Genomic DNA, 12,448 nt, shown 5'->3' with positions numbered 1-12,448 from the left:
TTAACTTTCGCAAGAGATCTAATACACAGACATAAAAAGGCACGGTTTATATAACCGTGCCTTAAAAATTAAAGTGTGACAAAAGGATAAAATCAGGTGGTTTCCAGCAAATTCACTTGTTCAATTTGTACATCACTCATGATCTGCCCATGATCTAGCAGGCTATTGAAATAGTCTTCTACCACCTTGTACTGATCAGCAGTATTTTCCACCTTATACATATTCTGGCGGAATTCATTGCTGGAACGCAGACCTTTGGTATACCAGGCAATATGTTTACGTGAGATCCGGCAACCGGAATATTCTCCATAAAATTCATATAGCTCTGCTAAATGACCTAACAGCACTTCTTTTACTTCAGCAATGCTTGGTGCAGCCAGCTTTTCCCCAGTCTTTAAATAATGAGCGATTTCACGAAAAATCCAAGGACGACCTTGCGCTGCACGACCAATCATCACCGCATCGGCACCAGTATAATCCAGCACATATTTTGCCTTCTCCGGACTGTCGATATCTCCATTCGCAATCACGGGAATATTCAACATGGCTTTGACATCTTTAATCAGTGAATAGCGTGCCGTATTCAGATACATATCTTCACGGGTACGGCCATGCAGTGCAAGAGCTGCGATACCGGCTTCTTCAGCACGTTTGGCCACGCGCATGATATTTTCCTGACCATTCAGATAACCCAAACGGGTTTTTAAGGTCACCGGTACATCTACTGCTGCCACGACGGAATCCAGTATGCGAGCAACCAGATCTTCATCTTTGAGCAGTGCCGAACCGGCCAACTTGTTGCAGACCTTTTTGGCTGGACAGCCCATATTAATATCAACAATTTGTGCACCATTCGCGACCTGATAACGTGCTGCTTCCGCCATGTCATGCGGATCGGAACCGGCAATCTGTGCCGAGATCGGTGCAATTTCACCATCAAAGTTGGCACGGTACAGGCTTTTCTTACTCATGCGCAAAGTCTTGTCTGAGGTCATCATTTCACTGACGGCATGACCTGCGCCAAAATATTTGCAGAGTGTACGGAATGGACGGTCAGTCACGCCTGCCATGGGAGCGACGATCAAATTATTTGACAGTTGATACGGTCCAATATACATATAAATTCATCACTTTGTTGATGAGCATAGTATACTGCATCTGCCTTGATCGCTCATCTGTGGAATCTGATTTAGACAATATGAACAAACCCCTCAAGCCAATTTCTGCTGTTAAGTCTTGGTCTATCCTTGCCCTTTCCCTCACTTTAGCTGGATGTGGTAATGGTTCCTGGTGGTCCTCAGATGAGCCAACCATGGATGCTGATCAGATTCGTAAAGCCATTCCTGCACGCGTCAGCAACCGCGATTCATGGGCCAAAGACATCTATGACATCACTGAACAACTGGGTATTCCACAGACCAAAGAAAATGTCTGTACCATTGTGGCAGTGGTCGATCAGGAATCCAATTTCCATGCCGATCCTGCCGTACCGGGTTTAGGTAATAAAGCGGTCAAGGAAGTTCAGGAACGTCTGGAAGAAAAATTCACCGAGAAACTGGGCGAAAATATTGGTGGAACAGTTGCGGGATATTTCGAGGATGTATTAAAGAATCACCCTACGCCTGATAATAACTACCTGAGCCAGATGCGTAAGGTCAAAACAGAACGTGAATTAGATGAACTCTATCGTGAAATTTTTGATTTCATGGCGCAAAAATATCATGTCAGTGCACTCACTGGTGCAGCGAAACTGTTCGGCCAGAACATCGGCGAAAAAATGAACCCAATTACCACACTGGGTTCAATGCAGGTGCATATCAGTTATGCCAAAGATCATAAACGTCAAAGTGGCAGCATTGCTGACCTGCGTACTGACCTCTATAGCCAGTATGGTGGTCTGTATTACGGAATTCACCGTCTGATGATGTATCCGGCAGACTATGATAAGCCGCTATACCGCTTTGCTGACTATAATTCTGGCCGCTATTCTAGCCGTAATGCTGCATTCCAGAGTATGTTGAATAATCTGACTGAAGCAGAACTGGATCTGGATGGTGATTTATTGCTGTATAGCAAAGATGGCAGTGTCCGCTCTCAGAAAAGTCAGTCTGAACGTGAGCTGATCAATGTCTTTGCCAAGCATAATTTCATCATTACTGAACGCCAGATCCGTTCTGATTTGAAGAAAGAAAAAGAGAAAGATTTTGAAAATACCATGACTTATCGCGGTGTAGCAAAACTTTATCAGGAACAGACAGGTAAAGAACCCTTCTATGCCATCATGCCTGAAGTGGTGATTTCCGGGCCTAAACTCAGTCGTGATTACAATACCAATTGGTTTGCCAGCCGTGTAGATGGCCGTTATCAAACATGTATGCGCAAAATCAAAAATCTGAAGCTCTAGCCTTATTTGACTTCGATGGAACCCTGTATCCGCATGACAGCTTTACAGGGTTTATTTTTTATGTCCTAAAAAAACGACATATTGTCTGGCGTGGTTTAAAAGTTCTGCCTTGGATTTTGGCTTATTATCTCAAGCTTTATCCTGCCCCTCGCATGCGATCAAAGCTTTATTCCGCTATGTTTAAAGGCTGTGATCTAAAGGCTATTCAGCCTTTGGCATTGCAATTCACGAATCAAGTTTTAAAGAATCTTGACCCTGCTTTGTTTAAACAATTAAAGAAACATCAACAGTTAGGACATAAAGTCGTATTGGTTTCTGCAACGATTGATCTGTATCTGAAAATGATAGCCAAGGCTTTGAATATAGAATTGATCTGTTCAAAAGTAGAAATCAAAAATGGAAAATTGACTGGTAGATATCTGACACCAGACTGTAGTCGTATGCAAAAGAAGTCAAGAGTTATGGAAGCGATCAATCTTGCAGATTTCAAGATGATTTATGCGTATGGAAATAGTGAGGAAGATTTAGAAATGATTTGTCTGGGGCAATATAGTTATATGGTTGGACAAGATAAAATTTAGGGTACTATGGGTTAGAGCAAGATGGCTTTAAATTATTGATGCCAATAAAGAAAAAGAAGAATTTCCCCTTATTTGATGCTGAGAAAAATTACAATAAAATGATTGGAAAAATACGAGTTGTAATCGAACATATTAATAGTCAATTGAAAAGATTTAGAATACTAAGTGAACGCTATCGAAATAGACGAAAAAGATTCGGTTTACGCATTAACTTAATCGCTGCACTGGTAAACCGGATGAACTTGCAATAACGACTTTCGCAAGAGGTCTAATATTAAATAAATATCACATTATAACTTTAGTCTATATATTTAAAAAAGAAACTATTTCATGTGATAAATTCTCAAAAAATTCAACTTAATAATTTATCTTAAGGCATTGTTACAATGAATTTGTTCACCCCTCCCAAACGGGTCAGAAACCTGTATATCAAATATGGTGAAAACCCCTTTGTTTTATTATCCAAATTTATTTATGCAGCGCATCGCCACAAATGGAGCAAAGAAGAAATTGAGCGTGTGATTTCTGCAGCCAAAAAGGGAAATTATATTGCGTTGATTCGAATTTTACGTAGCCATACCCATATAGAAGAATAATTAAATGCTTTTAAAAGGCTTTGTTGCATAAAGATTTCATAACTATATGATTTTAAAAGTTTTGATTATTTTTTAATCCAAAATTAAATTTATTTAAATCAGATGCTTACATATTTATGCAACAAAGCCCTTTTAAAATAAAAAACCACCCGAAATCAGGTGGTTTTTTAGTACTTGTTCAATCTTATTTTTTAAATGGAAAAGCATACTTCACAATACGTTTTAACACACTGCCGTACTGTTTTACCAGGCTGGCATTGTTATAGTTCAAGCCGTATTTCTTACAGACTGCTTCCACTTTTGGTCCCATCTGACGGTAGCGACGTGCCGGAATATCTGGATATAAATGGTGTTCAATCTGGTGGCTCAAGTGACCAGTCAGAATATGGAACGCTTCAGAACCAGTCAAGTTAGAAGAACCACGAATCTGGCGCATATACCAGTGACCACGGCTTTCATTTTCCAGTACAGATTTCGGGAACACTTCTACATCTTTGGTAAAGTGGCCACAGAAAATAATACTGAAAGTCCAGATATTACGGATACCATTCGCTACCAGGTTACCCGTGAATACTGGAAGTGCCGCCGGGCCTGCGATTAACGGGAAGAATACATAATCCTTGAACAGCTGACGGGTAATCTTGCGCTGCATTGGTTTCCACTCTTCTTTGGTCTGCTCTTTGGTTTTACGACCTTTGAAATATTTACCCAGTTCAAGGTTTTGGATTGCTACACCCCACTGGAATAACAGACAGAATGGAATACTGTAAATCGGCTGGAACAGGTAGAACGGTTTCCAGCGTTGTTCCGGGAATAGACGCACCAGACCATAACCAATATCATCATCCATACCTTTGATATTGGTATAAGTATGGTGCTTGAAGTTGTGGGTTTGACGCCAGTTATCAGAGGTACCGACAATGTCCCACTCATAAGTCTGGCCATTCAGCTTAGGATCGTTCATCCAGTCATATTGACCGTGCATGACGTTATGACCCAGCTCCATATTTTCCATGATCTTGGCAAAACCGAGCAGACCTGTACCTAACAGCCATGCTGGCGGGAACCAGCCAGCAAATAACAATGCACGACCAGCAATTGAAGAATAACGAATGGCAGAATAGACGCGACGGATATATTTGGCATCTTTCTCGCCCAGGTCATCCAGCACTTCCTGCTTGATGGCATCGAGTTCACGAGCAAGTTCATCCAGTTCAGCCTGGGTCAGTTCGCGGTTTTTCGGATTTTTAAAATATTGAAGTTTTACCGGCATATTCATAGGATTCAACTCGCTTATAGATCGATGACAAGGTCAGTCTGCGCTGAATTCACACAAATTTTCAGGAGATTTCCTGGTTCTTTATTTTGTGCCCCATTGACTAAATTCTTGGTAGAACCTTCCACTTTATTGCAGGCGCATTTATTGCAGATCCCCATGCGGCAACCGTGGTTCGGTTTAATGTTTTGCTGTTCCAAGCTCACCAGAATCGACTGGCCTTTTGGAATGCTGACCACTTTATTGGATTGGGTCAGAGTGACATTCACAAAGCCAGTTTCAGTGTTGTCTGTCAGGCTCATACTGAAGGCTTCAGATTTGAATACTTTGGCTTGAGCACATAGGTTTTCCGCCTGAGCCACAAAACCGGATGGACCGCAGGCATAGACAGTCGATTGTTCCAGATTTTGCAGATCAGCAAGATGGCTTGCATTCAGGCGTTCAGCCGCAGGCTGTTCTTGAGTTGCAAATACTTTAAAAGTGAAATTCGGATATTTTGCAGCAAGCGTTTCAAAACGCTGTTTGAAAGCCACGTCCTGATAATGTTTCACCCAATACAGCAGTTGAACCGGTTGTTGAGCAAACTCGCCGCTTTTCTCTAATGCTTCAAGCAGACTCAGCATTGGTGTGATACCACTACCTGCAGCCAGCAAAACTAAAGGTGCGATATCATTGGCTAAAGTCATATCCCCAAATGGCTGACCGAATTCGATCACATCATCCACTTGGGCAATATCAGTAGCCCAGTTACTCACCTTACCGCCATCCACTTTTTTGATGGTCAGCAATACGTGTTGCGCATTTACCTGAGTCAGACTATAGCTACGCTCGTAGCGAATCCCATTCACTACCACGAATACCGGGTGATGTTGCCCCGCCTCGCCAAACTTGAACAGACGATTGACCTGAATTTTCAGGCTAACCATGTCCTGAGCCGCATTTTCTTTTTGCACGATCTTGCCCAGCGCCTGGTTCACCGACCAGATTGGGTTGAGTTTCTGCATCCAGAAATTAATCGCATATTGATCAATAACGCTTTCTTTAAAGAAATCGATTGGCGATTTACGTTTTGCGAGTGCCTGCATCTTGAGAGATACCTTGTGAGCTTTTGAATTATTATACACATGTATATATATTTGTATATACACCTGTATTGTATCTATCTGTTTCACAGTTTCGCGGGCTTCGCTATAATGAGATAATGCCTTTATTCCACCCTAGAATGAGTCTTCAATGAAAATAAGCAGTGACGCTTCCCTACTCGAATCAAAAAGCATTGATGAACCGATCACTGTACGCAGTGTGGGTCGGAAGGCCACCATTACCAAAGAAGAACTGTTCCAGGCCGCGCTGAATCTGATTGGGCCACAAAAAAGCATTGCCTCTTTAAGCCTACGTGAAGTTGCCCGCGAAGCAGGCATTGCACCTAACAGTTTCTATCGCCACTTTAAAGATATTGATGAACTCGCGATTGAACTGATTGACCGTGCCGGTCTGGTACTGCGTAAAATCCTGAATGAATCACGCCTAAAAGCTTCCAAGCAGAACAGTATTATTCGCAGCTCTGTTGAAGTGTTTATTGCCCAGCTGGATGCTGACGAAGGTAACCTAAGCCTGTTGCTGCGTGAAGGTTATACGGGATCGCAGTCCTATAAACAGGCGGTGGAACGTCAGTTGCAATATTTTCAGCAAGAACTGCAGGAAGATCTGGTCCGTCTAGAAAAAGTCAACAAAAGCCGTCTACTTTACCCAGATATTGCCGCCAAGGCCATTACCCAGTTGGTATTCAATATGGGTGCCAAAGTGATTGATATGCCACCAGATCAGCGCAAGGAAATTGCCGAACAGACCATGATCATGATTCGAATGATCTTGGAAGGTGCCCGTCATCTGGATCAGTCTCAAATTCGCTAAGCTGAAACAATTCCAAATAAAAAAGAGATGCTGGTCATCTCTTTTTTAATGCCTGCTATTAGAGCATTTTTAGTTTGGTTTTCACAAACTCTGCCACCATTTCCGGCTGTTCTAGTGGAAACATATGCCCACCTGGAAGTACTGAATAATCAATCTGATAAATTTTCTTTAATCCCTGTGGCAAGCCTTGCTGATAAAACGGACTCTGTTCAGCGGTAATTAAATGAATCGGGACTTGAGGTGGCTTACGCGGCGTCCGCCACCACCAGGCTGTAACAGTACGAAAAATTTCGGCTTCCACCCGTTTGGGAATTCGTAAAGTCACGCCACCCCGTTTGGGATCATCCACAATGCCGCTGTCGATATAATCCAGAAAACATTGCTCATCAAAACTCCGAAACAGTCGGTTATTACGCAAAGTCTCCATGGCTTCCTCACGTGAAGACCAATGATCTTTACGTTTCAAGGTCACCCCCGCTGGCGTATAGCGATCAACACTCTTTAGATTCAGCGCCTTGATCACTTCAAATATGGCACTGTTTTTCCCAATTACAAAGGGCGGATCCATAATGATCAGCTTGGAGAATAACGCTGGCTTTTTATAAGCCGCCATCATAGTAACTAGCCCGCCAAAAGAATGTCCTAATCCAATTACCTGCTGATGAGGAAACTGTTGTTCAATATCAGCAATCACCTCATCCACCAGATAACGCCAGTCCTTGGTAATTGGATAACGAGGATTCATACCGATCAAGGGAATACTCTTAACGTTATATTCATCCTCAAAGTAGTTTAAAAATATGTGATATGTAGTAGATGGAATGCCATTGGCATGGGTAAAATGGAGCGCTGGCTTCATATAGTTATGTGAATCTTCAATCCTTGATGTTAGTCAGCTTAACGCGAAAACTTGAACACATTCAGGATAAAATCTTCTAGCACATGACTTTCAAGTCACTGGATACAAAGTAAAAGCTAAAACTCCCTGAATAATTTCCATTAAAGCGGTAATAAAAAAAGCAGCCCGAAAGCTGCTTTTTATAAATTAAACAATGATTATGGTTTGACTACGACCATCACCTGAATTGCTTCTGGTGTCACAGCTAGGCCATCTAGCAGACTCAAACCTTCTTTCTGCAATTTTTGCAGACGTGCAATTTCATCTTCACGGATGCTTGGGTTGAACTGTTTCAGATAAGTCAGCCGGTCAATCTCATATTGCCATTTGCTGCCATAAGCTTCTTTGGCCTGCTCTTTAAATTGTGGCAATGCTGAACGCGCCAGCTCCAGCGCCTGCTGGTAACGTGCTTCAATCACTTCACGGCGTGCTTTCACCACCTGACGGCAGCTATTGCCATCCAAATGATGCAGATATGGTTTCAGGATTTCTGGTGCAATTTTTTGTGATAGGTCCTGACCTTTTTCACTCAGCAATACACGAATCAATTGTTGTGGCAAACTTGCTGGCAGGTTCAATGCTTTTGGCGCTACCACATCCACTTTGAACCACACTTCTAACAGTACAGAACCTTGTGGCAATGCCGCTGACTTTAATACCGCCACGTTGGTGCTACCAAAGCCTTGGGTATTGATCATTTCCATCACAGATTCAGTGAATGGATGCTCAAGGGTCAGGTATTGTGCATCTTCACGGATTTGTGCCTGATCGCGATAGAAAGTCGCGGTCATGCCTTCTTCATCTAAAGTCAAACCTTGAACCTGCATCTGATCGGTTGGCTTGATGATCACGGTACCATTACTTTGCTCATCAAAATCAATGTTGGTTGACGCCATAAAACGCTTCATAAACATTGGCAAAGTGGTGTTATCGTCATAGTCTTCCAGCGCATTGACGATTTCCTGTGCCACCATTGGACGACAAGAATTGTACTCCAGCAGACGGTCACGACCTTCCTGCAATTCGGCTTCCAGTGCCTGACGCTGTACGGTCACTTCTTCCAGCAGGTCTTCAAATTGCTGACCTTTGTCTGCCAATAAACAGTCTTTCAGTTCAACAATAAAGTTTTCCTGCAAGGTTTGCGCTGTTGGCGAAATATTGCTGAAAATGTTTAGCGCTTCGTTATACCAGCGGAACATACGCTCCTGCGCAGTACCGACCAGATAAGGCACATGAATCTGGATCCGGTTTTGCTGACCGATACGGTCCAGACGACCAATACGCTGTTCCAGTACGTCCGGATTGGCTGGAAGATCAAACAGGATCAGGTCAGAAGCAAACTGGAAGTTACGGCCTTCGGAACCAATTTCAGAACACAGTAGAATCTGTGCACCATAAGATTCTTCAGCGAAATATGCTGCTGCCTGGTCACGTTCCAGCAGACTCATGCCTTCATGGAACATCGCTGTACGGATACCTGCATGCAGACGTAAAGCATTTTCCAATACTTCCACCACCGGACCACTACGAGCAATCAGCAATACTTTTTTGTGTTTCAGATCGGTACGCAGTTTTTCCATCAGCCAAGGCACACGTGGATCGGTTTCCATCCATGAGCCATCCAGCTGGGATTCTTCTGGCCACATCTGTTCACGCAGCTTGCCATCCATTGACCAGCCTGCTGGTGCTGGCAGTGGCGCTGGCTGGCAGTCACGGCCAGGGAAACCTTGAATCGCTTCACGGGTATTACGGAACAGAATACGACCTGTACCATGACGGTCCAGAATTTCGTGAATCGCACGGAAACGTTGCTCTGGCGTATCTTCCACTTCATGGCCGAGCAGACCTTTCAGCGCAGTCAAATGCCCTTCTTCAAGTGGCATATCAGACATCAGCACTTCAGCGATTTTTGCAGTCTGCTGATATTGTGCTTCTTCATCCAGGAAGCGATCTAAAGAATTAAAACGTTGCGGATCAAGCAGACGCAGACGTGCAAAATGCGACTCCACGCCCAGCTGTTCTGGTGTCGCAGTTAATAGAAGTACGCCCGGCGTTTTTTCAGCGATTTCTTCAACCAGATCGTAACGGTCATTACCGCCCTCTTCCTCGCTCCACATCAGGTGATGTGCTTCATCGACCACCAGAAGATCAAAACCAGCTTCTAATGCCTGCTCGCGCAGGTCTTCGTGGTCAATCATCAAGTCAATCGAAGCAATAATACGCTGTTCAGTCAGGAACGGATTTAAATCAGGATCATGTTCTTTGATTGATGCGGTACGGGTCAGATCAAACAGTGAGAATTCCAGATTGAAACGACGGCGCATTTCAATCATCCACTGATATTGCAGTGAATCTGGTACCAGGATCAGCACACGTTCAGAACGGCCTGTTTTCAGTTGCTGGTGGATAATCAGGCCCGCTTCGATGGTTTTACCCAAACCAACTTCATCGGCTAAAAGTACACGCGGTGCAAAACGCTGACCGACTTCATGCGCGATATACAGCTGGTGCGGAATCAGGCCAACACGTGAACCAATCAGGCCACGCAGCGGGCTGTTTTGCATATTGGCCTGCATCAGCATCGCTTCAATACGCAGGTCATACCATTCTTTATAATCGATCTGGCTTGCTAATAAACGGTCGAGCGGTTTGGACAACTGAATAGTTGCTCCGACACGAGTTTCATTAAGTGCTTTGCGTTCTTCACTACCATCTTCCAAGGTACGCACCACGTGATAGCGCACTACGCCATTACGGTCTTCAACGGATTCAACTGTCCAAGTGTTACCTTCCTGATCTTGCAGCTCATCATTGGCATTGAAAATGATGCGAGACAAAGGTGCATTGCTACGCGCATAGACACGAGTTTCGTCGCTTTTCGGGAATAAAATGCTGACCGATCGCTCATCAACATCAATGAGAACCCCCAGACCGAGTTCTGTTTCAGTATCTGATAACCAACGTTGACCAATAGCAAACTGCTGCAATTTTTCCACCTTTATCTTAAGTTCAAGACTGCAAAGATCATGCTCAAACACAACAGGTCATTTGAGCAAAATTTCACACCTTTAAGCAATATATTTTGACATAAAGCCCACCAAAAGTGGGCATGAATCACGATGATTAACCAAGTATTTCCTAGAATGGTACCGGGCAGTAAAACTCGATTTTTTCTGCATTTTTAGGATGAATAAAGCTCAGCTGCTCTGCGTGCAGGCAAAGTCGCGGCATCAGCTGTTGCTGTTCCGCTGTCGCATATAAAGTATCACCAATAATCGGATGACCTAAATATTGCATATGTACACGCAACTGATGCGAACGTCCGGTAATCGGGGTTAGTTTTACGCGCGTGACCGGCTGTCCCTGAATTTCAAAATGTTCTACGGCCTGCCAATGCGTTAATGCTGGCTTGTTATGATTCGGTTCAGCAATATGTAATGGCGGACGGCTTGGATCGTAAATGACGGGTACATCAACCGTACCTTCGCCTTCTAATGTCCCTGCGACAATGGCCTGATAGGTTTTATCGGTTTGGCGATCCTGAAATTGGCGGGAGATAATTTTTTGTGCTTCTCGGGTCAGGGCGAAAACCAAAATTCCGGAAGTGTCCCGATCGAGACGATGAATAAGGAGTGTTTTAGGCTCTAATTCTATTAATCTGTTAATAAGGCAATCTTGCAAATCTTCTGTTTTACCGGGAACCGTGAGCAAACCTGCTGGTTTATGAATGACCATAAAATCGTCATCACGATGTATCAGATGTTCGGTTAGAAAATTACTCAAGGTTCAATCCCTGGCTGATCGCGAAAAACAAGGCGGCAATAATAGAAAGCTTGGCACAGAATTACAATGTCGTTTTCTTTAATTGCCGATGAAATTTCCGATTATGTTAAGAAAATTGCCCAATTAGTACTTATCAGCCCACCGATTGCAGTACGAAGCTGACCAATTCATGTAATGTGGGATGTGCATAGACATCTTCATAACGCACATTGGCACCGTTGGCACGCCATACACCAACCAGACTCACCACTGCAACCGAGTCCAGTCCATACTGACTGAGGTCAACATTTGGATCGATTTCCAGGGCGTCCATATCCAGCTGTTCTGCTACCGCAAGCATAATACTTTAGTCGACAATACATATTCCGATGGCGCGCTCAGGTTCCATAACCGGGTCAGGCTATAGCTGTTCATATGATGCAAACCTTGTGCCGAAATGTTATCAATCCATTGGATATGTTGTTCCTGATTTGGTAACACAATCGCATCATCAATGACACAGATTTGTTCAGTCACACTTTGCAGATGCGGCAGAATCTGTTTCAGCATCGGTGTGACCTGACCGGCAAAAATCAGTTGTGGATGGGTTGAGGCATATTCACCCAATTGCTGCATGCCTTGAATCAAGTCATCACCATAAAGGTCAACAATGGGAATATCCAGTGCTTTAGCTTTGTTACTGATCTGGATCAGATGAGTCATCAGGTCACTGTCTTGTATGCCAGCCCTCATCCTAAGATTTTGCAGTCCTACCAGTACCAGCACAGATTGTGTTGAGGATAGCTGCCATTTGGCTTGGGAAGGAGTAAACTGGATTTTTTTAAGCATTGGGTACAGCATGGGAGATTATCTACTTAGCATATTTTAAAGGTACATTATGCTAGCTTAGATCGACATGATTGGTAAATTTTAGATTTCTTATCTTAGAGGTAACCAACTTTTCATATAAGAAATTTCAAGTATTATAGTTCTCATAGGCTTTGTTGCACAAACCTA

General features: G+C 43.5%; 10 protein-coding genes and 2 pseudogenes. 5 read left to right on the top strand and 7 right to left on the bottom strand.

The window, feature by feature from the left end; translation table 11 throughout:
* Positions 1 to 92: 92 nt before the first annotated feature.
* Positions 93 to 1,118: a tRNA dihydrouridine synthase DusB gene (gene dusB / locus GW12_RS01670; RefSeq protein WP_034582578.1), complete on the bottom strand. Its 1,026-nt coding sequence runs from the start codon at positions 1,116 to 1,118 to the stop codon at positions 93 to 95.
* Between the two features lie 80 nt (positions 1,119 to 1,198).
* Between dusB and GW12_RS01665 the strand changes: the two genes are divergently transcribed.
* The 4 genes and pseudogenes from GW12_RS01665 to GW12_RS01650 all read left to right on the top strand — a co-directional run bounded on the left by GW12_RS01665 (position 1,199) and on the right by GW12_RS01650 (position 3,581).
* On the top strand, positions 1,199 to 2,404 hold the full coding sequence (locus GW12_RS01665) for a DUF1615 family protein (protein ID WP_034582575.1): 1,206 nt from the start codon (positions 1,199 to 1,201) through the stop codon (positions 2,402 to 2,404).
* A complete protein-coding gene (locus GW12_RS01660) occupies positions 2,371 to 2,985 on the top strand; it encodes an HAD family hydrolase (RefSeq protein WP_034582571.1) in 615 nt (204 codons plus the stop codon). The genes GW12_RS01665 and GW12_RS01660 overlap by 34 nt, the downstream gene beginning before the upstream one ends.
* Positions 2,979 to 3,236 (top strand): annotated as a pseudogene (locus tag GW12_RS01655) (transposase family protein); the annotation flags it as partial. The gene GW12_RS01660 and the pseudogene GW12_RS01655, both read left to right, overlap by 7 nt.
* Before the next feature lie 135 nt (positions 3,237 to 3,371).
* Positions 3,372 to 3,581, top strand: a complete 210-nt coding sequence (locus GW12_RS01650; protein WP_034582569.1) for a hypothetical protein — start codon at positions 3,372 to 3,374, stop codon at positions 3,579 to 3,581.
* 184 nt (positions 3,582 to 3,765) lie between these two features.
* Here GW12_RS01650 and GW12_RS01645 read toward each other — a convergent pair whose 3' ends face one another.
* Both GW12_RS01645 and GW12_RS01640 read right to left on the bottom strand, forming a co-directional pair.
* On the bottom strand, positions 3,766 to 4,860 hold the full coding sequence (locus GW12_RS01645; RefSeq protein WP_034582567.1) for an acyl-CoA desaturase: 1,095 nt from the start codon (positions 4,858 to 4,860) through the stop codon (positions 3,766 to 3,768).
* Positions 4,861 to 4,874: 14 nt separating this feature from the next.
* Positions 4,875 to 5,942 carry a ferredoxin reductase gene (locus GW12_RS01640; RefSeq protein ID WP_034582565.1) on the bottom strand — a complete coding sequence of 356 codons (1,068 nt, stop codon included), beginning with the start codon at positions 5,940 to 5,942 and terminating at the stop codon, positions 4,875 to 4,877.
* Positions 5,943 to 6,090: 148 nt separating this feature from the next.
* On the opposite strand from GW12_RS01640, the gene fabR reads away from it, so the two are divergent.
* Positions 6,091 to 6,771 (top strand): HTH-type transcriptional repressor FabR, encoded by a 681-nt coding sequence (fabR, locus tag GW12_RS01635; RefSeq protein ID WP_034582563.1) that lies wholly within the window; start codon positions 6,091 to 6,093, stop codon positions 6,769 to 6,771.
* 58 nt (positions 6,772 to 6,829) lie between these two features.
* Here fabR and GW12_RS01630 read toward each other — a convergent pair whose 3' ends face one another.
* The 4 genes and pseudogenes from GW12_RS01630 to GW12_RS01615 all read right to left on the bottom strand — a co-directional run bounded on the left by GW12_RS01630 (position 6,830) and on the right by GW12_RS01615 (position 12,292).
* The gene (locus GW12_RS01630) at positions 6,830 to 7,630 is read right to left on the bottom strand and encodes an alpha/beta fold hydrolase (protein WP_034582561.1); all 801 of its coding nucleotides are present in this window, start codon (positions 7,628 to 7,630) and stop codon (positions 6,830 to 6,832) included.
* Between the two features lie 197 nt (positions 7,631 to 7,827).
* Positions 7,828 to 10,665 (bottom strand): RNA polymerase-associated protein RapA, encoded by a 2,838-nt coding sequence (gene rapA / locus GW12_RS01625; protein ID WP_034582559.1) that lies wholly within the window; start codon positions 10,663 to 10,665, stop codon positions 7,828 to 7,830.
* Positions 10,666 to 10,807: 142 nt separating this feature from the next.
* Entirely contained in the window at positions 10,808 to 11,452 is a 645-nt protein-coding gene (locus GW12_RS01620) for an RluA family pseudouridine synthase (protein ID WP_034582556.1), read from the bottom strand.
* A 133-nt stretch (positions 11,453 to 11,585) separates the two neighbouring features.
* Positions 11,586 to 12,292: pseudogene (locus GW12_RS01615) on the bottom strand (phosphopantetheine-binding protein).
* Positions 12,293 to 12,448: the final 156 nt, after the last annotated feature.

It is taken from the genome of Acinetobacter sp. HR7 (assembly GCF_000773685.1).
GTDB lineage: Bacteria > Pseudomonadota > Gammaproteobacteria > Pseudomonadales > Moraxellaceae > Acinetobacter > Acinetobacter thermotolerans.
This window is presented reverse-complemented; position numbering and strand designations above follow the sequence as displayed.